This is a genomic window from Mycolicibacterium houstonense (assembly GCF_900078665.2).
In the GTDB taxonomy this organism is placed as follows: domain Bacteria; phylum Actinomycetota; class Actinomycetes; order Mycobacteriales; family Mycobacteriaceae; genus Mycobacterium; species Mycobacterium houstonense.
In genome coordinates this window covers 1,518,231-1,541,079 of record NZ_LT546207.1, presented here as the reverse complement: position 1 = coordinate 1,541,079, position 22,849 = coordinate 1,518,231, and the positions used below count along the sequence as shown (strand labels likewise).

17 protein-coding genes are annotated in these 22,849 nt (G+C 66.4%); 12 read left to right on the top strand and 5 right to left on the bottom strand.

What is annotated here, in order from left to right; all coding sequences use genetic code 11:
* Positions 1 to 40: 40 nt before the first annotated feature.
* The 4 genes from BN4332_RS07690 (at position 41) to BN4332_RS07675 (ending at position 4,580) form a co-directional block, all read left to right on the top strand.
* Positions 41 to 883, top strand: a complete 843-nt coding sequence (locus BN4332_RS07690) for an alpha/beta fold hydrolase (RefSeq protein WP_066897908.1) — start codon at positions 41 to 43, stop codon at positions 881 to 883.
* The gene (locus BN4332_RS07685; protein WP_235654043.1) at positions 823 to 1,773 is read left to right on the top strand and encodes an alpha/beta fold hydrolase; all 951 of its coding nucleotides are present in this window, start codon (positions 823 to 825) and stop codon (positions 1,771 to 1,773) included. Before BN4332_RS07690 ends, BN4332_RS07685 begins: the two co-directional genes overlap by 61 nt.
* 3 nt (positions 1,774 to 1,776) lie before the next feature.
* Positions 1,777 to 3,330, top strand: coding sequence for an FAD-dependent monooxygenase (locus BN4332_RS07680; RefSeq protein WP_066897906.1), 1,554 nt, complete (start codon positions 1,777 to 1,779; stop codon positions 3,328 to 3,330).
* Between the two features lie 83 nt (positions 3,331 to 3,413).
* Entirely contained in the window at positions 3,414 to 4,580 is a 1,167-nt protein-coding gene (locus BN4332_RS07675) for an MFS transporter (RefSeq protein WP_066897905.1), read from the top strand.
* A 364-nt stretch (positions 4,581 to 4,944) separates the two neighbouring features.
* On the opposite strand, the gene BN4332_RS07670 is transcribed toward BN4332_RS07675, so the two are convergent.
* On the bottom strand, positions 4,945 to 5,622 hold the full coding sequence (locus BN4332_RS07670) for a TetR/AcrR family transcriptional regulator (RefSeq protein WP_066897904.1): 678 nt from the start codon (positions 5,620 to 5,622) through the stop codon (positions 4,945 to 4,947).
* Between the two features lie 105 nt (positions 5,623 to 5,727).
* On the opposite strand from BN4332_RS07670, the gene BN4332_RS07665 reads away from it, so the two are divergent.
* The 3 genes from BN4332_RS07665 to mhpA are packed head-to-tail and all read left to right on the top strand — an operon-like array spanning position 5,728 to position 9,393.
* Entirely contained in the window at positions 5,728 to 6,858 is a 1,131-nt protein-coding gene (locus tag BN4332_RS07665) for a 2,4,5-trihydroxytoluene oxygenase (RefSeq protein WP_066897903.1), read from the top strand.
* Positions 6,855 to 7,793, top strand: coding sequence for a fumarylacetoacetate hydrolase family protein (locus tag BN4332_RS07660; protein ID WP_066897902.1), 939 nt, complete (start codon positions 6,855 to 6,857; stop codon positions 7,791 to 7,793). Before BN4332_RS07665 ends, BN4332_RS07660 begins: the two co-directional genes overlap by 4 nt.
* Before the next feature lie 34 nt (positions 7,794 to 7,827).
* On the top strand, positions 7,828 to 9,393 hold the full coding sequence (mhpA, locus tag BN4332_RS07655) for a bifunctional 3-(3-hydroxy-phenyl)propionate/3-hydroxycinnamic acid hydroxylase MhpA (RefSeq protein WP_066897901.1): 1,566 nt from the start codon (positions 7,828 to 7,830) through the stop codon (positions 9,391 to 9,393).
* Between the two features lie 24 nt (positions 9,394 to 9,417).
* Here mhpA and BN4332_RS07650 read toward each other — a convergent pair whose 3' ends face one another.
* Together BN4332_RS07650 and BN4332_RS07645 are read right to left on the bottom strand one after the other, a co-directional pair.
* Complete coding sequence (locus BN4332_RS07650; RefSeq protein ID WP_066897900.1) at positions 9,418 to 10,785, bottom strand: alpha/beta hydrolase family protein; 1,368 nt, start codon at positions 10,783 to 10,785, stop codon at positions 9,418 to 9,420.
* Positions 10,786 to 10,813: 28 nt separating this feature from the next.
* Positions 10,814 to 12,709: a S8 family peptidase gene (locus tag BN4332_RS07645; RefSeq protein WP_066897899.1), complete on the bottom strand. Its 1,896-nt coding sequence runs from the start codon at positions 12,707 to 12,709 to the stop codon at positions 10,814 to 10,816.
* A 407-nt stretch (positions 12,710 to 13,116) separates the two neighbouring features.
* Between BN4332_RS07645 and BN4332_RS33180 the strand changes: the two genes are divergently transcribed.
* The 5 genes from BN4332_RS33180 (at position 13,117) to BN4332_RS07625 (ending at position 19,810) form a co-directional block, all read left to right on the top strand.
* Positions 13,117 to 13,866 carry a response regulator transcription factor gene (locus BN4332_RS33180; protein ID WP_066897898.1) on the top strand — a complete coding sequence of 250 codons (750 nt, stop codon included), beginning with the start codon at positions 13,117 to 13,119 and terminating at the stop codon, positions 13,864 to 13,866.
* A 292-nt stretch (positions 13,867 to 14,158) separates the two neighbouring features.
* Complete coding sequence (locus tag BN4332_RS07635) at positions 14,159 to 16,207, top strand: PatA/PatG family cyanobactin maturation protease (protein ID WP_066897897.1); 2,049 nt, start codon at positions 14,159 to 14,161, stop codon at positions 16,205 to 16,207.
* 5 nt (positions 16,208 to 16,212) lie between these two features.
* Positions 16,213 to 16,398: a hypothetical protein gene (locus tag BN4332_RS07630; protein ID WP_096866853.1), complete on the top strand. Its 186-nt coding sequence runs from the start codon at positions 16,213 to 16,215 to the stop codon at positions 16,396 to 16,398.
* Between the two features lie 88 nt (positions 16,399 to 16,486).
* The gene (locus tag BN4332_RS33175) at positions 16,487 to 16,651 is read left to right on the top strand and encodes a hypothetical protein (protein ID WP_157923398.1); all 165 of its coding nucleotides are present in this window, start codon (positions 16,487 to 16,489) and stop codon (positions 16,649 to 16,651) included.
* Between the two features lie 78 nt (positions 16,652 to 16,729).
* On the top strand, positions 16,730 to 19,810 hold the full coding sequence (locus BN4332_RS07625; RefSeq protein WP_066897896.1) for a thioester reductase domain-containing protein: 3,081 nt from the start codon (positions 16,730 to 16,732) through the stop codon (positions 19,808 to 19,810).
* A 9-nt stretch (positions 19,811 to 19,819) separates the two neighbouring features.
* Here BN4332_RS07625 and BN4332_RS07620 read toward each other — a convergent pair whose 3' ends face one another.
* A complete protein-coding gene (locus BN4332_RS07620) occupies positions 19,820 to 21,202 on the bottom strand; it encodes an aspartate aminotransferase family protein (RefSeq protein ID WP_066897895.1) in 1,383 nt (460 codons plus the stop codon).
* 13 nt (positions 21,203 to 21,215) lie between these two features.
* Complete coding sequence (locus tag BN4332_RS07615) at positions 21,216 to 22,601, bottom strand: hemopexin repeat-containing protein (RefSeq protein WP_066897894.1); 1,386 nt, start codon at positions 22,599 to 22,601, stop codon at positions 21,216 to 21,218.
* Positions 22,602 to 22,849 lie beyond the last annotated feature (248 nt).

Here is a 22,849-nt window from a genome sequence, read left to right as displayed (position 1 = left end):
TCTTGACAACCGCTGCAATAACGGCAACGCTGTATCCATTATGAATTTTCGAGATATCGATGTGCAGTCCGACTCGCTGTTCGCCGCGGTCGACGGCATGCGGATCCACTACAAGCGCTCCGGATCGGGCCCGACGGTGGTGCTACTGCACGGCAGCGCCTCGTCGCTGCACGGGGTGGAGGCGGTCGCGCAACGACTGTGGGGTACCTTCGACGTGATTCGGCCGGATCTGCCAGGTTTCGGCGTGACGGGGCCGCGCCCCGACCGCGATTACAGGGTCGCCACCTACGCCGCGGCGCTCGCACGCTTCTTGGACACCATCGGCGTCGCGCGATGCGCGGTGGCTGGTAACTCGTTGGGCGGCAACATCGCCTGGAACCTCGCCCTCGATCGCCCCGAGCACCTGCAGCTCACCGGGTTGGTGTTGATCAATGCGACCGGCTACCCGGACAAGGAACTGCCTGCCGCGATGGCACTGGCGCGCAACCCCATTGTCGGTCAACTGTTGCGACGGTTCATGCCGCGCCGCGCCGTCGAGCGCAGCCTGCGCCAAGCCGTCGGACCGAACTCCGACATCGTCGACGCCGCCATGGTGGAGCGCGCGCACCGGCTGTGGAACCGGCCGGGCAACCGCTCGGCGTTCGTCGACTTCCTCACCACCGACCAACCTGACCGCAGCGCCGAGATTCCCGGCATCACCGTGCCCACCCTGGTGCTGCGCAGCGTAGACATGGACGGCCAGCACTTCATCCGCGACATCGCCGGCAGCACCGAGAAAGTCCATCCCGATGGCGGGCATCTGCTCCCCGAGGAAGACCCCGCATGGGTGGCCGACGCAATCAACGATTTTCTGCAATCCCTCCAGCCGAGGAACGCCAAATGAAGTACTTCGTCTCAGCCGGAGAAGACTGCCGACTCGATGAAGCCACGCGGCGCACCTTGCGTGGTGACTACATCCGTCTGTCCGATGGCGTAACGCATTACGAACTGGCCGGGCCTGACGGTGGCGACGTCGTCGTCCTGGCCGGCGGGCTGACCATCCCGTTGTTCTACTGGGACGAGCTGGCCGTCGAGTTGCACGCTCGCGGGCTCCGGACCCTGGCCTACAGCGGCTACGGGCGCGGCTATTCCGACCGTGTAGTCGCCCGCTACGACGAGGCGCTATTTGTCCGCCAACTGCGCGAGCTCATCGAGCACCTCCAGGTGCCTGCGCCATGCCACGTCGTAGGCACGTCGATGGGCGCGCTGATCGCCATGGCATACGTCAGCCAACACGTCGCCAGCACCGCCACCCTGACCCTGGTGGGCCCAGCCGGGCTCAGCCGCCAACCGATGATCCAGAAATTACTGTTGGGCAATGACATCACCGCCGGCGTCATCGCCAGGCGCGTGGGCCGTCGCATCCTCGAGCAGCATCTGGGACACAACGTCGCCGACCCCGAGCGCGCCGCGCAACTGTCGGTCATGGTCGGTGACGCCTACCGGTACGAAGGCTCGATCTACGCCTTCTTCCAGACGCTACGGAACTTTGGGCTGTTCGACCGCGCCGAACTCTACGGGCAAACCGGCACGCTTGCGTTGCCCATCCAATTGATCTGGGGCCGCGACGACCACGTCACTCCCATCAACAGCTTGGACCAGGTCCGTACCCTGCTGCAGCCCAGCCAACACCACGTCATCGACGACTGCGGCCACATGGCTCCTTTCGAACGTCCCGTCGTTGTCGCCGACAAACTTGCGACGTTCTACGACACCTTCGACCGATCGGCTTGACCCATGACCACAAACAGCACCACCGACGTCTTGATCGTCGGCGCCGGGCCTGCCGGCACCACCCTGGCAATCGACCTCGCCCGCCGGGGCGTGCCGGTACGCCTCATCGACAAAGCACCCCATGCCTTCGACGGTTCACGCGCCAAAGGCATCCAGCCGCGCACCCTAGAGATACTCGACGATCTGGGCGCCCTGCCCGACGTCATCAATCACGGCGCCCTGTACCCGCCGATGGGCATCCATCTCGGTCCGTTCACCATCCCATTCCGGATGATGGCCAAGGGAAAGCGCGGCCCCGATGTCCCTTACCCCGATACCTGGCTCATTCCACAGCACCGCACCGACCGCGCATTGCACACCCGGTTCGAATCCTTGGGCGGGCGCGTCGATTTCAGCACAGAGCTGACGGAGTTCACCGACCACGGCACCCATGTCACCGCACACGTCTCGACTGCCGATGGTGGCGAAGACATCACCGCGCGGTACCTTGTCGGAGCCGACGGCGGGGCCAGCCGGGTCCGCAAGATTCTCGGTGTCGAGTTCGGCGGATCCACCGACGAGGCCGACCGCATCCTCATCGTCGACGCCGCCGTCTCGGGTGGGCTGTCGCGCAAGTACTGGCATGTGTGGCCCGGCCTCAGGGGCCGATTCATCGGTGCTTGTCCGCTGCCGCACAGCGACACATTCCAGTGGATGGTCCGGCTTTCGCCCGACGAACAACCGCCGCAAGACCTCGCGCAGATCAACGCGCGTATTCAAGCGCACACCCGAAACAAACGGCTCACGTTGCATGACATCCGGTGGCAATCGGTGTTTCGCCCCAACATCCGCCTCGCGGCGAACTACCGTCGCGGCCGCGTCCTGCTGGCCGGAGATGCCGCCCACGTGCATACCCCAGCCGGCGCCCAGGGCCTCAACACCGGTATCGGTGATGCCTACAACTTGGGGTGGAAACTCGGCCAAGTCCTGGCCGGAGCCGACGACCGACTCCTCGACACCTATGAACACGAACGCCGGCCGATCGCCGCAGGCGTGCTCGGCCTGTCTACGAAGAAGTACGAAGGCATCGGTAGGTTCGACCCGTCGAGCATCCGGCGCGGCAAGGACGAAAAACAACTCGCCCTGACCTACCACGGCGGGCCACTGGCACCCCTGGCCGCGGACCACACCGCGACGCTGCGCGTCGGCGACCGCGCGCCGAATGCCGATGTCGTCGACGCTGACGGCCACCGCGCGCGACTGTTCGACGCTTACCGCGGACCGCATTTCACCGCGCTGGCCTTCGGTCCACATGCCGCCGATGCCTTGGCCGGACTCGAGTGGCCCGCCGCCGGCGCGCAACTCATGCGCCTCATCGTCGACACCGATGGCAGGGGCGACATACCCGACGATGTGTTCACCGATCCGACCGGACAACTCGCCGAGATCTACGGGTTGTCCCGAGACACGTTGTTGCTGATTCGGCCGGACGGCTACATCGGCCACATCGCCATTCACAACATCGCCGAAACCACCAGCGCCGCTGCGCAATCCATGGCGCCAGTCATCGCGACGTGAGCGCCGTCGAAGCAGCCATGATTGCACACGCGCTCACGTCGGAGGGACAAAAGCCAAGGGGCCGCGGCGGTGCGGTCACAGTGATGCTCGTGTACGCGTTCGCTGTCATCATGGCCGGCACCACGCTGCCCACCCCGATGTATGCCCTCTACGCCACCACGATGGGTTTCACCGTCCTCACCACCACAATGATCTACGCGGCCTATGCCGGTGGAGTGTTGGGGGCGCTGGTGGTTTTCGGACGCTGGTCCGACGCGATCGGTCGCCGCCCAGTGCTGCTGGGCGGCGTCGTCGCCGCGGTAGCCAGTGGCGTGATGTTCCTGCTTGCCGACACCGTCCTGGCTCTGGTGGCGGCACGCGTACTGTCCGGGGTGTCGGCAGGTTTGTTCACCGGCACTGCCACCGCAGCGATCATCGAAGCCGCACCGGCGAAATGGCGGACCAGGGCCGCCGCGATCGCGACCATCGCCAACGTGGGTGGGCTGGGCGCCGGGCCTTTGCTGGCCGGTGTGCTCGTGCAGTACTGCCCCGCACCGCTGCAGGTGGCATTCGTGATGCACATCGTGTTCGTGGGGGCGGCAGGCCTTGCCGTCTTCGGCGTGCCCGAAACATCATCCAAAACCGGAGATCTCGGAATACAGCGGCCACGACTTCCTGCCCAAGTGCGTATCACGTTCGCCTTTGCGGCGATCGGAACCCTCGCGGGATTTGCGTGCATGGGACTGTTCGCCGCGCTAGCACCGTCATTCCTTTCCACCATGATCGGCATCGACAACCACGCCGCGGCCGGGGTCGTCGCCAGCTGTGGCTTCCTCGCCTCAGCGGTGGCTCAGGTAGCGGCCAACCGGATGCAGCCCCAACGCGCGATGGCATTGGGCTGCGCAACTCTCGTGATCGGCATGATCGCCTTGACGGCGGCGTTGGTCGCCACTTCACTCGTCGGACTCGTCGTCGCCGCCATCATTTCCGGTGCGGGACAAGGCATCAGCTTCAGCCGCGGCCTGGCTGCCGTCACCGAGGCCACGCCAGCCGATCGGCGCGCCGAAGTCAGCTCAGCACTGTTCGTGGTCGCCTACATCGCCATCTCCCTACCCGTCATCGGCGAAGGCCTGGTCGCCGACCGTTGGGGACTACGCAGCGCCGGCATCGGCTTCGCCGTCACCGTCGGTGTACTCGCCGCCGGTTGCCTCATCGCGCTACTAACCCGGCAGCCGCGCCAGCAGCCAGGCCAAGCACGAAGCTGGCATTAACGCCGCACCCTTCGCCGAGGGTGGCGGAGCCCGAAGTGGGTTCCGTCGACGTTCAAGATCGACCTGTCACAGGTATCCGGCGCCAGGGTGCGATGCGTTCACCGCCTCAATTGCAGAAACTCAACTCGTGTCGCAGGTGGCCAAGCCCCCCTCGGACACAATCAAGGCGAGCGGAATGGACGCTCGCATTCGCTTCCTAGCCGCTGGAGTGTGTTCGAACACCACTGCGGCGACACGACTTGAATGGCATCGGGCCGGTCTCCTGACCAACTCGTCACGCGCGGGCAGTACGACGGCGCAATGCAGCCGTCAAATCTTCAGCGGCCACAACAGATTCCACCGAGGTAACCATTCCCCGGTTCGATTACAGCTCGCTCCGGCCGCCGCGGTGCGGGGTTTCATTACTGATATCAAGGCCGGGAAGCGACCGCTGACAGATCCGACGTGCTTCCTCCGCTGGCAGTCCGAACAGTCGCAATACGTCTTCGGTAACCCGATCTGCGGCCGCCGCGTCGTCGCGTTCGGGCTCTAGTTGCAGGAGTTGGCCCAGCCCAAGAAGTGCCCCGGCAGCGACGGCCAGGGCCAATTTGGGATCGTCAACGGTGAATCGGCCGGCGGCCACGCCGGCCGCGATGTCCCGTAATGCGCGTGGGCCCAGACCGCGGTCAGAGCCTATGAGGCTGAGGCCATTGGCCAGCAGGATCTGACTCTCCTGCGGGCGGCGCCGAAACAGCCGGCCGGTAAGACGAAAGCTGCAGGCAAATGTTTCGGCAGGGTCGTCGATCGACTCGGTGAGTCGATCGAGCAACGCGCCGTGGCTGTCGAGCACATCGGCCACGGCTGCCTCGAACAGCGCTTCCTTGCTGTCGAAGTGGTTGTAGAACGAACCCATTCCTACGTCTGCCGCCTGCGTGATTTCCAGGACCGGCACGTTGAGTCTGCCCTCGGCGATCAGCGACTGGGCCGCCTGGATCAGCGCTGCGCGGGTGCGCTGTTTCCGCCGTTCCAGGCGGTTGACCGGCTCATCCTGCACTGCGCTCACCGACTCAGAATAACAGTAGCTATCAGTTTTGAGGATTTCGTCAGAACGTATTGACTGAGCGTCACGTCGTATGTGACGATTTCGTCAGACGAAAAGGAGTCAGCGATGAACGACCTGGTCGGCGCACATAACGAGCTCCACAGCGAGCAGGGCGCCCTGAAAGGCGAGCATTGCGGGCGCTCCCGCAACCCCGTGATCAAGGTGACTGACATCGCCTGGCTGGAATTCGAGAAACCAGACCTTCAGCGGGCCGAGGCGTTCGCGCTCGCGTTCGGTTTCGCCACCTCGCTACGAACCGACGAGGAACTGCATCTGCGTGGCAGCGATTCGACCGCACCGTGCGTGATCGTGCGCCGCGGCAGCCGGAGCAAGTTTTTGGGAGTCGCGTTCGCGGCGACCGACGAAGCCGACCTGCTGCGGTTGGCCACCGCGACCGGTGCACGGACCCGGCCGCTGCCCGCAGCCGTTGGCGGCATGGCGGTCGATCTGGTCGACCCGAGCGGGGTGCCGGTGCACGTCGTGTCGGGGATGCACTCCCTCGACCCGTTGCCGTCACAGACGCCGCATCGCTACAACATGGGGCACGAGATTCACCGCATCAACGCCACCCAACGGCCGGGCCGGGAACCGACCACGGTGCAACGGCTCGGTCACCTCGTCATGCAGTCGACGAAATACCTCGAGACGCTGAACTGGTATCTCGACACCCTCGGCATGATCGTCAGTGACTTCCTTTACTTCCCGGGGCAGCGCAGCCGGGGACCGACCATGAGCTTCATTCGGTGCGACCGTGGTTCGACGCCCGCTGATCACCACACACTGGCGCTGGCCCTGGGCCCGCAGAACCGATACGTGCACTCGGCCTATCAGGTATGCGATCTGGACGCGCTGGCCGCCGGCGGCGAATACCTCACGGAGCAAGGCTATTTCCGGTCCTGGGGAATCGGGCGGCACATCCAGGGCAGTCAGCTCTTCGACTACTGGCGTGATCCTGATGGCTTCATGGTCGAGCACTTCACCGATGGCGACTTGTTCGACTCGACCCTTGAACCGGGTTGGGCCCCGTTCACCGCCTCGGGCCTGGCGCAGTGGGGACCACCTGCGAGCAAGGACTTTCTCGGCACCAACCCGAAATCCCTACCGCACGAAGCGCAGTCGATCTTCGCAGCCCTGCGAGGCGACAACGAATTCGATATCAACCGCCTCATCGGCCTGCTGAAAGTAGCGAACTCATGACCATCTCAATCCTGCGCACCGCCGACGCCTGGTGGGTCCAGACCGCCGCCGGGGCCGTGCGAATCGACACCGCGGCCGCGACCACCGGCGAGCTGCTCGCCGACCGGGCCGCCATAGACGCCGCGGCGCGTGGCGCGGAGGCGGTGCCTGTCGACAGCCTCGATCTGCGCTCCCCCGTGACCGCTCCCTGTCGGGTGGTCGCCCAGATGACCAACTTCGCCTCGCACGTCAAAGACGCCGGCATGGACCCAAAGACCATCCCGCTCACCTTTTTTCGCAAGACGTCGGGTTCCATCAGTGGGCCGTTCGATGACATCGTCAAGCCGCAGCACGTCAAGTTTCTCGACTACGAGGTGGAGATCGGTCTGGTCATCGGGCGCGAACTGCCCGTCGGCACCGAAGTGACCGAGTCGAACCTCGCCGACTATGTCGCCGGCCTGGTCGTCACCAACGATGTCTCCGCCCGGGACATTCAGCTTCCGCAAACGCAGTTCTATGAAGCCAAGTCGTACCCGACATTCACGCCGGTCGGCCCGGCCCTGGTCTTGCTGACGGCTGACGAGCTCAAGCGGTTCGGCGACCTGCGCCTGGCACTGCGGGTGAGCGGTGAGGTTCGCCAAAACATGCTGGTCGATGGCGACATGATCTACAAGCCCCTGCAGGCACTACAGTCTCTGGCCCGGTTCCAACACCTCAGTCCCGGTGACCTCGTCTTGACCGGCACGCCCGCGGGTACGGCCTTGAGCGCGCCGCCGAAGCCTGTCGAGATCATCGGATCGCTGCTGCCACCGGCCATGAAATGGAAGGCGTTCTTCGCGCGTCAAGCCGGCAATCCCAAGTATCTGCGGCACGGGGACGTCGTGGAACTGTCGGTGGCCACCGACGATGGCGCCATCGACCTCGGCACCCAGCGCACCTCGGTGCGGTACGCGTGAACGAGGATCTGTTGTGGCCGTGCCGAGGACCGAAATGCCCGGCATCGTAGCGAAATCCGGGCCCGTTGTCGTCGTCGGGGCGGGGCCGACCGGCATCACCGCGGCGACATTGCTCGCGGACTACGGCGTGCCGACGCTGGTTCTCGACCGCTGGGAATCGGTATATCCCCAGCCACGCGCGGTCCACCTCGATGACGAGATTCATCGCATTCTCGCCCGCCTCGGGGTAGCCGACGAATTCGCCGCGATATCCCGGCCAGCGCTCGGGTTGCGCCTGCTCGACCAGAACCACCGCACCCTGGCACAATTCGACCGCGACCCCGCCCGCAGCAGGCATGGCTTCCCCCAGGCCAACATGTTCGACCAACCCGAGCTGGAAAGGCTGCTGCGCGCCAACATGGCCAAGCGCCCACTTGTGGAGCTGCGCGGCAATTCCGAGGTCACCGGCATCACCCAGCACGAACCGGGCCGCGTGCTGGTGACCTACGCCGACCGTGCGACCGGAACGGTGCACGTCGTCGAAACCAGCTATGTGCTGGGCTGCGACGGAGCCAACAGCATCGTGCGCGCCTCCATCGGTGCAGCCATGGCCGACCTGCGTTTCGAGCAGCGCTGGCTGGTGGCCGACGTGGTCACCGAGGCCGAGCTCGATCAGTGGGATGGTGTGCACCAGGTATGCGATCCCGTCCGGGCTGCGACGTACATGCGGATAGGGCTCAACCGCTACCGCTGGGAATTTCGGCTGTTCCCTTCGGAGACCGCAGCCGACTTCAGCACCCTGGCGACCCTTCGCCCCCTGATCGGCCCATGGCTCGGCGATCTCCCCGACGACGACTTCGAGCTCGTGCGGGTCACCGAGTACACCTTTCGCGCACAGATCGCCGACCGCTGGCGGGACCGCAATGTGTTCCTCCTCGGCGACGCCGCCCACCTCACTCCGCCGTTCATCGGGCAGGGCATGGGGGCGGGCCTGCGTGACGCGATGAACCTGGCGTGGAAGCTCGCCGGTGTGGTCAACGGAGATCTACCCGAGTCGCTGCTGGACACCTACCACCAGGAACGGAAACCACACGCGCGCAGCATGATCGGCCTGGCCTTGGCCATGGGGTGGGCGATGACAGCCGGTGGCCATGTCGGAAACATGGTGCGACGCACCGTCACACCCCGGCTGCGGTTGATACCCGGCCTTCGCGACAAGCTCACCAACGGCACCACCCCCCGCCTGCACGAGTCGGCATTGGTTCTCAAGAGCCGGAGACCCCGCCACCTTGCCGGGACCCTGTGCCCCAACCCGGCGCTGGCCGATGGGCAGCGCCTGGACGCGTTGTTGGGCAACGGCTTCGCGCTCGTCACCACGTCGCGCCTCTTGGCCTTTCAACTCGCCATGCTCCGAGAACACGGCATCGTCGTGCACATTGCCGAACCCGGGGGCGAGCTGGAACGGTGGCTACGCGACGGGCATGCCACCGCCGCCGTAATCCGGCCAGATCGCACGGTCATGTGCTCGGGCCGCGACGTATGGACACTGTGTGCGGCCGTACCGGGGTTCACGTCATCCACTCGAGCGCGCAGCGCCCACCCACCCATCCAGACCAGTTAGGCGATCGCTCACGTCGCCCGTCCTCTACTCAACTGCGCCATCCGCTGGTGCCGGATGTAATCTCCCGGCAGCTGCGGCAACCCAACTCAGTTCACTGTGGAAGATGTCGCTGTGCGCGCCCGACGGGCTGTCACCCGCGGCCACCACGGCCGACGAATCGAGGCTGAGGATCCGACCGGGCTGGAACGGATATTCGAACCCGGCGTCGTCGAGCACCTGGAAGTCACTGCCGAACGCGCCGAGGGACCCCATCGCCCGCCACCGGGCCATGGGATCGTCCACACCGGCGGCATCGTCCCCGGCCGACAGCGAGGCCAGCGGATAGAACGTCGACAATGCCCGGTCGTGGCTGGAGAAGCAGACGGCCATGGGCCCGTCGATACGGGCCAGCCGACCGGCCAGGGCACCGTTCCCGTCGCGGAACGGCAGTCCGGTGGTGAAGGTGAAGCGGGAGAACGCACCCTGCAGCAGAGTCACCGACTTCACCGGTGACGGATTGCGCTCGGCGATGCCGTCGAGCGCGAACGACACCAGCCGGGCACCGAAGCTGTGCCCCACCAGATGGATCCGTAGCCCCGGGTGGGCATCGACCAGGTTGTCGATCGCCGGGCCCAGCCCATTGCGGCCGACGACACCGGCGCGGTTCTTCATCTTCCAGTAGCTGAGCTGGCGCAGGACTTCCTTGGCGCCGTGCCAGAGCTTGCGGCCCAGGTCCCCCAGCCCGGCCTCACCACCCCCGCCGTCACCGAACTGCACTCCGGCGTCGGCCAACCGGTCGGCGAACCGGTTGAACACATCGACGGGTTCGCGCCGATCGTCGAGCATGCCCGGCACCTCTACCGGCTGGTCCTTCTCACCGTCGTCGAACCCGGTCCTGGTGGCGGCGTTGAACTCGCGCAACTCGTCGAACATCTCCTGCGCCCGCCCTGCGGTGGGCGGCATGTCCAGCAGGGCCGCGATGGCATCGAGATGCGCGCTGCCGTCGGGGAACATGTCCTTGAGGTCGGCCAGTTCGACCGGATCGATGGTGGACGGCCCGGCCACCGTCACCGCCCGCCCGTCCAGCCCGGCCGCACCGCCACCATTGCCGGCCGGTGCATCGTCGAAGTTCGGGATCGGTTCGTCGCGCCACAACTGCGAAGGCCAGCGGATCCCGACGAACCCGACCTTGCGGTCCGGATCGATCTGATCGGCCAACAGGCCGAACCAGCGGGCGTACAACGATTGCGCCGCCGCCTCGTCGTTGTTCCAGCCGTGCGAGAACAGCACCAGATCGGTGAGCGCCTCGGCACCCACACCTTCTCGCAACTCGGTCAGCGTCGCCTGGTCGACATCTCCCTCGGCGTCGAATACCAACCGCCACAACGGCCTGCCCTTGATGATTTCGTTCATGGTGACTCCTCGGCACTCTCGGAACTCCTCAGACGGACTGCAACGCTCGCATCAGGTCCAGCAGACCGCTGCCCTGGAAGGCCCGGTCGCGGCCGAGTGAGGTCGCCGATTCGGTGAAGATGTGTTTGATCTTGTCGGGTTGCCCGATCAGCTCGCGCTGCACGGACAGAAAGGCAGCGATGGCCCCGGACACATGTGGTGCGGCCATGCTGGTGCCGGTGGCCTCGATGTACATCGCCGCGCTCTCCGGCGGGGCGTCGGTCTGCCGCAACACGTTCCTGCGGAACTCCCCTGCCGCCACGGAGGTGATGCGTTCGCCGGGCGCCAGCAGATCCGGCTTGCACCGGCCGTCGCCGGTCGGCCCCTTGGACGAGAAGTAGGACACCCCGGAGGTGTGGGGCGCGTCCCGGTGCGTCGAACCCACGGTGATCGCCCGCTCGGCGTTGCCGGGATCGTTGATCGTCATGCCGGCGCTGAATTTCGTGACGTCCGTGGTGAACAACGGATTGAGCGAGACGTAGCCGCTGTTGCCCGCCGCGGCGACGACGATCACCCCCGAGCGCACGGTCTTGTCGACCTCGATGCACAGCGGGCTCTGACCGCAGGCGAACCATTCCGCGGCGAATTCGTAACCAAGGCTCAGGTTCACCCCGTGAATCCGGGGCATCCGCGGGCTCGCCGCGTTGACCTCACGGACGTAGGCCAGCGCCCGCATCACCCGGTTCACCCGCGCGGCCTTCTCCCCCGGCCCCAGCACCTTGAGGCTGACCAGCTTCGCGTCGGGCGCCATCCCCGAGAGCCGGCCGGGGTCACTGACCACGCGCTTCTGCAGGATGGGTATCTCCCCTTCGGGGGCACCGACATTGAACCGCTTCTCGGCCACATAGACGTCGTCGGCGGATCGGTCGACGAGCCCGCCGGCGATGATGCCCGCCACGTGTGAGCCATGCCCGTCCGCATCCTGCAGGGCGCTCGGCGTGAACGCCTGGTCGCCGCCGCCGACGGTGAAATCCCGGTGCAGGTCGTGCACCGCCGGATCACTCACGGTGGCCCGGTCGACGAAATGTGGATGGGTCTCGTCGATACCGGAATCGACGACGGCCCAGACGATTCCCGATCCGAGGCAGGCGAAGGTCCGCCGCGCCGGGAGTACCTTGACGGTGCCTGCCGACACGTCGATCTGTGGGTGGGCCTCGAAGTCCGGCCAGATCCGGTAGACCGCGCGCTCGGGCCACTGCTGTGGCACCGCGTCCGCCGACACCAGACCCTCGATCTGTCTGGTGGTCAACTCACCGGCCATGAACTGGTCGGCCACCGGCAGCGGTTCATCCGGTCCGTCCACCAGGCGCCACAGGTCACGCACCCGCGCGATCGCCGCGCCGATCCCCGCCTCGTAGCGCAGGTTCAGTTCGATCATGATCGGCCACAACGTTTCCCGCGCCCGCTCCGGATCCTCACCGGGGGCCACCACGAACTTCTCCCGCAACGGCGGCGTGATCACCCCGGCCACCAGCAGGTCGCGGTGCGGTGGCTGTCCGGCCTCGATCGTCGCCACGGCGCGGGGGCGCTCCTCGGGGGCCATCGCGCGTTCGCACGCCTGCTCGGCAGCGGCGCGACCGGCCGGCGTCAACCGTAGGGTCGGCTGCGGGGCGATCACTCCGTCCTTCTTCGCCGGGGTGCGCCGGGTCACCAGTTTCTCGCGGACCAGCTGTCCGACCGCGTCATCGACACTGCGGTGCCAGCGGGGCCTGCCGTCGATACAGGGGCGGTCATCGGGCTCGAACCGTGACGCGAACCGGGCCGCCACCGCCTCGAGAAGCTTCTGCGGACTGGCGTCGATCTTCTTGCCTGCCAGGTCCGTCAGAGCGCACTGCACCCGATCGCTCCAGGTTGCCCTGGCACCGTCACTGTCGGAAGGACTCACCGCAACACCTCGGAACTCTGCTCGACCCTGCAGGTGGCATCCCACACAGCATGCGGCATCGGGAAGGCGGTCGTCCGCCGAATCGGCATGCAGACGATCCTGACTCGAGCCCACCGGGACGGCACGAGTAGCCCACTACCCGAATCGTGCACCCCGCCCGGGCCCCATGCCGAGCGCTCAGTGGGCCCGCATCCCCGGTGTATCCGAACGAGCCCGTCCGCCGCCGCGTGATCGCAAACTCGCGTAGTCGATTACTCGATACCGGTGACCGGCGCGCTCCCTAGCATCGGGTGACACATCAGTTGCTCGCGGCAGTAGGGACAGAGCCATGACCGCCCTCGGATTCAAACTTCCAGTGGCCCATACCTTCCTGCCGAACGGCCAGGTATGACGCAGCGGAGTCCATCATGCGACACAACGTCTTCGCCATCGTCGCCGTCAGGGCCTGGACCGAACTGCTTTCGCAGTGGATTCGGGGTATCCCGGGATTCGAGTTGGTGGGTACCGCATCCGACGCCACCACAGCCCTGGGCGATCTTGCGCGGATCGAGCTGCCCGTCGACATCGTGGTGATCGACGTCGGCACCCGGCTGGCGCTGGAATCGGCCTCGGCGCTACGCCGGGCTGACCCACCCCGGAAGCTGATCGCGTTGGCACTGGACGACGATCCCGGTCAGGCAATGGCCTGGGCCGGCGCCGGGGCGGCCGGACTGCTGGGACGCAACGCCTCCGTCGACCAGCTCTGTCACGCGCTGGTCAACGTGTCCCGCGGTGCGGCGCACTGCTGCGACGAGATATCCGGCGCCCTGTTGCGCGGCGTCGGCGCCAACGGTGGCCGCCGCACCGGCGGGCAGGGCCACTGCCTGACCGAGCGGGAGCAGGAAGTGGCCTGGCTGATGACCCACGGGCTCACCAACAAGGAGATCGCCGACCACCTGCACATCTCGGCGGGCACGGTGAAAAGCCATGTCCACAACGTGATCTGCAAGCTCGGGGTGCAACGCCGGGCCTACGTGGCCCGCAAGTTGGGAAATCCGGGCGGGGCACCGCTCAGGGAGTGTCTGCCGCCCCAGGCCGGACATACGGGCGCAACGGAGGCGGGCTGGTGTTCCACCGGCGCTGCCGCAGAAGTACGTCCGATTCGCCGCCCGAGGTGAGATCGAGCTCTCCGATGAGCCTGCGGTGCTCGGCCCGCAGACCGTCCTGACGCTGCTTGACGGCGAACAGATCCTGACGCATCTGCTCGATGCTTCGCTTGCTCTTCTTAGCTGCCATGCCATTCGTGCTACGTCGGCGCCATCGCCGTGTCAATGCCGGCGAGCAGAAATCGGCCGATGGATATAGGCCGGGTTGCCCGGCCGGTACAACAGACACCCCCGAAAGGGGCACCGCGAAAATCGATCTGGCGGCCAATGGTGCGGTCCCCCACTTCCGCCGCACCATTGCGGTATGAATCAGGTGCAGGATCTCCGGCCACCGCAGACCATGCGGGCGGCCGACACCGACTTCATTCTCGATGAATTGAAGTCGTTGAGAGACACCGTGATTCCAGATCCAGACGTATGCGTGGCTATCCTCGACGGCCCGGTCGATCTCGGCCACCCCTGCTTCGCCGACGCCCGCCTCACCCGAACGGATTCCCTCATCCTCGACGAGGCGGGCACCGGTGCCATGTCCGGCCACGGCACCCACGTGGCCAGCATCGTGTTCGGACAGCCGGCCTCCGGCGCGCTCGGCCTGGCCGCCGGGTGCCGAGGCCTGGTGGTCCCGATCTTCGAGGACAGCAGCGGACACCTGTCCCAACTCGACCTGGCCCGAGCGATCGAACGCGCCATGCTCGGTGGCGCGAATGTGATCAACATCAGCGGAGGCGAGCTCGTAGAACTCGGACAACCGGACCCGCTGTTGGCCCGCACCGTGGAGACCTGCGAGCGCAACGGCGTGCTGATCGTCGCCGCGGCGGGCAATGACGGGTGCGACTGCCTCCACGTGCCGGCGGCACTGCCCACCGTGCTGGCCGTCGGCGCCCTGGGGCGCAACGGAGTTGCCTTGCCGTCGAGCAACTTCGGCGGCCGGTACGCGCTCAACGGCGTCCTGGCTCCCGGCGAGGCGATTCCGGGTGCCCTACCCGGTGCCGCGATGGCCGACCTGACCGGCTCGAGCTTCGCCACCCCCATCGTCAGCGCCCTGGCGGCGCTGCTCATCACCGCGCAGCGCCGTAGTGGCGCGGGCATCGACATCGCCGAGGTGCGACGGGCGGTGATCGCCAGCGCGCTGGCCTGCCCTCAGGATTCGGACCCCCGCTGCCTGGCGGGAATTCTCAACGTTCGTGGCGCACATGCGCTGATCACCCAAGGAGACAAAGTGACCGAGATGGCTGCAACACCGATTCCCCACGTCGCCAGTTCCGGCAGCGACACATTATCGACCAACACCGCACCCCCGCCGGCGCCACCCGACATCGTTCCCGTATCGACCGGGGTGGCGCCGTCATGCGGTGGCGCGCCGTGTTCGTGCGGCACCGTGGCCTCACAGGACACCGCGGCCGCGGTGCACGAGGCGCCGACTCCGCCGCAGGCGGCCCATCCACTGCCGGTCTCAAACGTGTTCGCCCTCGGCAACATCGGATTCGACTTCGGCACCGAAGCCCGCCGGGACGGTTTCCGGCAGCTCATGCCGATGGCCGAGAGCAACGACGAGACGCCGATCGTGTCCGAACCCAATCCGTACGACGCGGTCCAGCTCGCCAATTACCTCGACGAACACCCCTGGGAATCCACCAAACTCATCTGGACGATGAACCTGAACCTCACCCCGATCTATGCCATCGAGGCGGAGGTCACCTACCACGAGGCCGTCTACAAGATGCTGCGGTACGCGTTGCGGTGTCAGGTACTGCCTGCCGAGGACGACGAGTTCGTATCCCGGGTGTCACTGCCCGGTGTCCTCACCAACCGCACCGTGACGACGTTCGCCGGGCAACGCCTCCCGGTGATCGTCGTGCAACGCCGTGGCCTCTACACCTGGAACGAGAACAACCTCGTCCGGGCCGTGTTGGGGGCCATCGACTTCGACAAGCTGACCAACCAGCTCGGGATCGAACGCGCCAAGGCCGAATCGCGCACCGAGCTGAAACTGCGGCAGATGCTGGACAAGGTCTACTACGAGCTGCGCAACCTCGGCCAGTCATCGGCCGATCGGGCGATCAACTACACGGCCACCAACGCGTTCATCTTCTCCGACCTCATGGCCAAGGGCCTGCTGGCCGGCGAGTTGGTGGACGGCGACGTCACCAGCCTTTACTCGCTGGAGAACATCACCGCGGTCAAGAGCCCGTTCGGGCGCCTCGACTGCGACTGCTGGGATGTCAAGATCACGTTCTTCTCACCGGAGAACGAGCGCCGCGCCCGGGTGGTCTATCAGGCCACCGTCGATGTCAGCGACCCGTGGCCGGTCCAGCTGGCACCCATCCATCAGTACCTGATCTCAGGAGGCTAGCAAACATGACAAGCAATCAGCGCCAGGTCTCGGCAGCGACGCTGCCGCCACAGACCCCCGGTATCGCACGCCTGGACGACGACGCCCGTGGCGGCATCGGAACAGGTTCGGTTCAGGCCTCCGTCAGTTGCGGAGACCTTCCCGGACTGGCCCGTTCGATGTGTTACGCATCGAAGGGAATCAAGTACTGAACGCATTCTGCCCTGAAAGGAGCGAATCGAGGATCAACACATCAGATCAGCTTTCAGTCAGTACACACCAACACACAAGGAGAGATCCATGAGTACAGCAAATGAAATGTTGCCGCCCCAGGCTTCGCCGATCGATCGCACACCGGCCGGGGCCGCGGCATTCACCAACCAGGCGGGCGTCGGAGCCTCATTCGACTTCCCGTGGGAGCAAGTCGCCACCACCGGAATCGGAATCCTGGGCGGGCTGCTCTGAACCTGTTGCGGCGCATCGGCGGACGCATTCGCCGATGCGCCGCACTCCCGTTGACCACCTCCGACCGACGGAGTCACCATGACCGAATCTGCCAGAATCCGTGAAGTCTCGCTCAGCATGCAGCAAGCACCGATCGTCCGGGACGCCCCCACCGCCCTGATCAAGCCGGCCACCGAGCAGTTGCCGCCCCGGGTGATCCACTACGTGCAGCGACCACCGAACCGGCCCTTTCTTCCCGTGCAGGGGGTGGTGGACCGGCGCAACCTGCACCAGTTGCGGACGACGCCGGGCCCGGACCAGAAGTTCGACGACGAGGGCGTCACCAAGATCGCCCGGTTCTCACGGTTCGGACTGTTCGGCCCCGATCCGGCCGATCCCGCGCCCTTCACCCTGTCGGCACNCGTGCGGCGCGGCCACCGGCTGCCGCTCGCACTCCGGGGCGCCCCCGCGCCGGACCGACTCGTCGGCCTGTCGTATACGTCCGGCAGCACCGGACACCCCCGGGCGGCAATGTACACCGAACGCATGGTGGCCAACACCTGGCGCAACCCCGTTGGCGTACCGATGATCTCGTACAACTACATGCCGATGAGCCACTACGGCGGCAAGTCGCTGGTGTTGACCACGCTCGCCAGTGGCGGCACCGCCTACTTCGCCACCGCACCGGACCTGGCGACCCTGTTCGACGATCTCGCGTCGGTGCGCCCCACGGTGCTCCCGCTGATCCCCCGGGTGTCCGAGCTACTGTTCGGGTGGTACCAACGCGAATACCACCGGCGGCTGACACCCGGTGCTGATCCGGAAGCGGTACGCGGCCGGGTGATGACCGAGCTGCGGGAGGAGGTGCTCGGCGGGCGGCTGCTGCTGGCGGCCTCCGGTAGCGCCCCGCTGGCACCGGAACTGGCCGCGTTCATCGAATCGTGTCTGGGCATCCACGTCGCCATCGGCTACGGCACCACCGAAACCGGCAATGTACTCAACGACGGCCGGGTGGTCCGGCCGCCGGTGATCGACTACAAGCTCGTCGACGTGCCCGAACTGGGATACTTCGGCACCGACCGGCCGCACCCCCGCGGCGAACTGCTGGTGAAATCCGAGATTCTCAGCCCCGGTTACTTCGGCCGCCCCGACGCCACCGATGCGGCATTCGATGACGAGGGCTACTACCACACCGGCGACATCATGGCCGAGGTCGCACCGGATCACCTCCGGTACGTGGACCGTCGCAACAACGTGATCAAGCTGTCCCAAGGGGAATTCGTCGCCCTCTCACACCTCGAGTCGATGTTCGTCGCCAGCCCGTGTGTCCGGCAGATCTTCGTGTACGGCAGCGGTGAGCGTGATTTCGTCCTGGCGGTGGTGATCCCCGAGCCGACGACCGCCCACCCCCAACCCACCAAGGCGGTGATCCTCGAATCGCTGCGACAGATTGCCCGCGCCAACGGGTTACGCCCCTACGAGGTGCCACGTGACATCGTGATCGACAGCCGGCCGTTCAGTGTCGGCAACGGTCTGCTCACGACGACCGCCAAGTTGGCCCGGGCGGCGCTGACCGCCCATTACCGTGACGAACTCGAACGCATGTACGTCGATATCGCCGACCGCCGGGTCTTCGAGCTCGCCGCACTCCGGCGGGAGGCGGCGACCGCTTCGGCGCGGGATACCGTGTGCCGCGCGGCAACCGCAACGCTCGGTGTCCCCGGACTCGACGGTGACACCGTGTTGAGCGCTATCGGAGTCGACTCCCTGACCGCCCTGACCCTCACCACGCTGCTGTCCGACCTCTTCGGTGTCATGGTGTCCACCGCCGTCGTGCTCGACCCCGCCCGCAACCTGGCCGGCGTTGCCCACCACATCGAGACGAGCCGTCGCGCCCATCGGCGGCCGTGCGCCGCGACCGTCCACGGCCACCGCACCGGCCAGGTGTTCGCCCACGACCTGACGCTCGACCGGTTCATCCCCCACGACGACCTCGCCCGCGCCGCCGCGCCGTCCCGTCACCGCGGCGCACCGGCAACCGTTCTGCTGACCGGAGCCAATGGCTTTCTCGGACAGGCGCTCTGCGGCGAGTGGCTGCGACGCCTGGCGCCCACCGGAGGAAGACTGATCTGCCTGGTCCGCGGCGCCGACGACACCGAGGCGCGGCGCCGGGTCGGAATCGAACTCGGCGGGCCGGCGGCCTCCGCCTTGACGGTGCTCGCAGGCGACCTCGCCGAGGAACACCTGGGTCTGGATGCTGACACCTGGTCGGGCCTGGCCGGCAGCGTGGACCTGATCGTGCACGCGGGTGCCCAGGTCAACCACCTGGCTCGCTACCCAGAGTTGTTCGGCCCCAATGTCGCAGGCACCGCGGAACTGATCCGGCTGGCGATCACCGGCACGCTGAAGCGATTCGCCTTCGTGTCCACCGCGGCGGCCGGCACCACCGACGACGGCCGGCCACTTCCCGAGGACACCGATGTCCGCACGGGCTGCCCGGCCCGCATCCCCGGAACCAACCCCGGCAACGGTTACGCGATCAGCAAGTGGGCCGGCGAGGTGCTGCTGCGCCAGGCGTACGACCTGTGCGGGTTGCCGGTCCAGGTATACCGTCCGGGAATGATATTGTCGCCCACTCGATTCAGTGACCATGCCAACGTGGGCGATGTGTTCACGCGGATGCTGTTCAGCCTGGTGGTCACCGGCATCGCCCCGCAGTCGTTCTACCGGAAGCCGACCGGCCGTCCGCACTATGACGCGCTGCCGGTCGATTTCGTGGCCGCGACCATCACGACACTGGCCGCGGGTGCCGAATCGGGTGACGGATTCGCCTCCTACAATGTCGTCAACGACCACGACGACGCCATCTCGCTCGACACGGTGGTGGACTGGCTGGCCGGCGAGGGCTATTCGATGTCGCGGATCGCCTCGCACCCGGACTGGGCCGCGCGGTTCGAGACCGCCATGCGGAATCTGCCGGCCCGGCAGCGTCAGCATTGCCTGCTACCGCTCATGGCTGCCTTCGCCGAGCCCGCCGAAGCGGTTGCCGGCTCGGCGTTTCCGTCACAGTGCTTCCATGCGGCCCTGCAGGCCGCCGGAGATGCGCGGGAAATCCCGCATGTGACACCGGACCTGGTACGCGGTCACCTCGCGGCGTTGCGCGGGCACGGTCTCCTGTGACCGGTCAGGTCAGAGCAATCCGTCCCGCCGCAACCCCTCCACGGATCGGGTAACCGCGTCGCAGACAGCATCCATCACCTCGCCGTCGTGCGCGGCGGTGAAGAGCGGGTACAGGAACTCGGGCAGATGCACACCGGCCGCACGCAGGTAGTACGTCCACAGGTATTCGGCCACCGGGTACCGCTGCGGATGCACGAGGTCGGCGAACTGCTCGGTGCCCATCGTGCCGAATATCGGGCGCACCAGTGTTTCGTAGCGGCGGACCGCGATCGGGAACCCCGCCTCATCGCGCAGACGCCGGAGGTGGTCCGCGAAACGATCGGCCGCCGCCCGGGTGGTCGCATACACCGAGTCCTGGTGATCCCGCAGGTAGGTCAACTGCGCGAGGCCGGCCGTGCAGGACAGGACGTGGCCGCAGAAGGTCCCGAGGATCCGGGTCCGGGTTTGCATATCCCGAAGGTGTTCTCCTGTGGTGACACCCATTTCGATGACCTCGGAGCGGCCCACCGTGGCCCCGATGGGCAGGCCGCCACCGATGATCTTGCCGAAGGTGGCCAGATCGGGTGTGGGACCATCGGAGTCGACCGTGCCGCCGAACCGGAACCGAAAGCCGGTCAGTACCTCGTCGAACACCAACAGCACACCGTGTTGTGCCGTCACGTCCCGTAAGCCGGACAGGAAGTCACGGTCCAGCAATGGCCAGCTCGACCGGATCGGCTCGACGATGACGCAGGCGAGTTCGCCGGCCCGTGCCGCGATCACCTCGAAGGCACCGCGGTCATACGGCAGCACGATCGTCGACGACGGCGGGACCCCCGGCATCGACACCAGAACATCGTTGTGGTGGCCGTGATACGACTGCTCGAACACGGCGACCAGGGGGCGTCCGGTGTAGGCGCGGGCCAGCTTCAGCGCGTGCATCGTCGCTTCGGTGCCGGAGTTGCCGAAGAAACCGCCGCCGGCCCATGGCACCGCGCTGAGCAGCACGCTCATCAACGCGGTTTCGGTCTCGTGGCCGGCGGCGAACGACAGGCCGTCGTCGAGTGCGGTCCGCAGTGCGTCGGTCACCACCGCGGGGGCATGCCCGAGAAAGTTCGCTCCACGTCCGTTGTCGAGATCGATGTACTCGTTTCCGTCGACATCGGCCAGGTGCGCTCCTCGCGCCCACGCCACCACCATCGGCACGAGCCGTGGCATCCCGTCGACATAGTGGTTGTGGATACCGCCTCGGGACCGGTCAGACACGGCGGCAAGGGTTTTCGGTTGGCGCCGGACCAACTCGGCAATGCAGTCGAGCTCACGCAACCTGCGGTTGAGCCCGACCGGATCGAGCAGCAGATCCCTGGTGGTGTACCGCGGTCGCACCGCGGCAGCATCCGGCGCCGACGTCATCGGGGTAGCACTCTCAGTCGGGCCGGCCGACGCCGTCGGCCCACAGCCCGGGCCAGTTGCCCGACACCCGTTTCGGATATCCGGCGTCCACCCGCGAGGTGGCGATGTCATAGCGGATGTACTGCGCGCCCTTGAAGAAATAGGCCTTACCGTTGTTCCTGATCGCGACATGGTCTATGCCGCTTTCATATTCGGTCGGCAGGTTGGGCGCCCAGTTGTCCTTGATCGGCTTGGGATAGCCGGCATCGACCTGATCGGTGGCGATGTCGTACCGCAGATACTCCGATCCCTTGAAGAAATAGGCCTTGCTGTTCGGCCACACCACGGCCGCATCGAAGCCGTCCGGCCACACTCCCGGCCAACTCGCCGAGATCTCCATCGGATAGCCGGGATCGACCGTGTCTTTCGGCAGGTCGAACCGCACGTACTGGCTGCCCTTGAAAAAGTAGGCCTTGCCGTTGGTCCACAGCAGATCCGCATCGATGCCGTCGGCGAAGTCCGGCGGGAAGCCCGCCCAGAACCCGGCGATCGGCAACGGATAGCCCGGGTCCGTCTTGCCCGCCGCGTCGTCGAACCGCGCGTACTGGGACCCCTTGAAGAAGTACAGCTTGCCGTTCGGCCACACCGAACTCGGGGACACCGGTCCGGGATACAGACTGGCCGCGAACTGGGCGTCCAGATTGTCGATGTCGGATCCGCCCGGCACCGCGATTCCGTCGGTCATGATCGATCCGGGCAGGTCGTAACACATGATCGAGTTCTCGTCGGTCTCGTTGCTCGCGGTGAGAGCGGAGACGTCGAACGGCGTGAGGACCTGTTCGATCACCTCCTCACGTGTCCAGCCCTGGGTGGCCATGAACAACGTGATGGCCTTCTCCCGGTCGATCCGGTCGACGATCGCCTTGCGCCGGTGCTCATGCGGGAACCCGAGGGTGTGCCCCGTCTCGTGCCTGACCACGCGCCGGAACTCCGCCTCGGAGGTGTTCATCGTGAAGCCCTCGAGGTTCATGGTCTGCTCATCGGCGGCAGCCAGCAGGATGTCGGTTCCGAGGTACGACCAGTAGCCGTCGCCGGCGACTCGCGCGATCCGTACCTGGGGATCGACGTTGGAGGCGGTGAACCTGATATTCGCCCACGCGCCCCAGGCGTTCATGTGCGCCAAGATGCGCCGCCGCAGGTCGGCCGGTGGGCTGTCCAGGAAGCCGACGGTGAGCCGGACCCCACCGGCGTTCCAGCGCTTGTTGGTCATGACCGCCAGGTGCTCACGGGACGGCATGTCGTCGGCCGCCAGCCCGGTGAGGTTCGGCGCATTCGCCGGATTCACCTCGACAGCCGCCTCCGCAGAGGCGACGACCTTCTCGGCAGGCAGCCCTTTGATCGTGCACGGGATGAATGACATCGTCGCCCTCCTTCGGTTTCGGACGTGTTCGGTGTTACCGGCGAACGTAGGGCGCACGGCCGTCCGGGCACACGAGTGGCGGGCTACCTGTGTTCGGGACGTATCGCGCACCGCGGTACCCGGCGCGGCGCGGCGCGTTCCACGCGGGGCGCCCGGCCGGCGGTGCGGGATCGAGTAGCGCACTACTCATGCCTTTTCCCCCGGCGTGCCCAACAATCGTCATGTGTGTCAAATGCACACCCGATCCA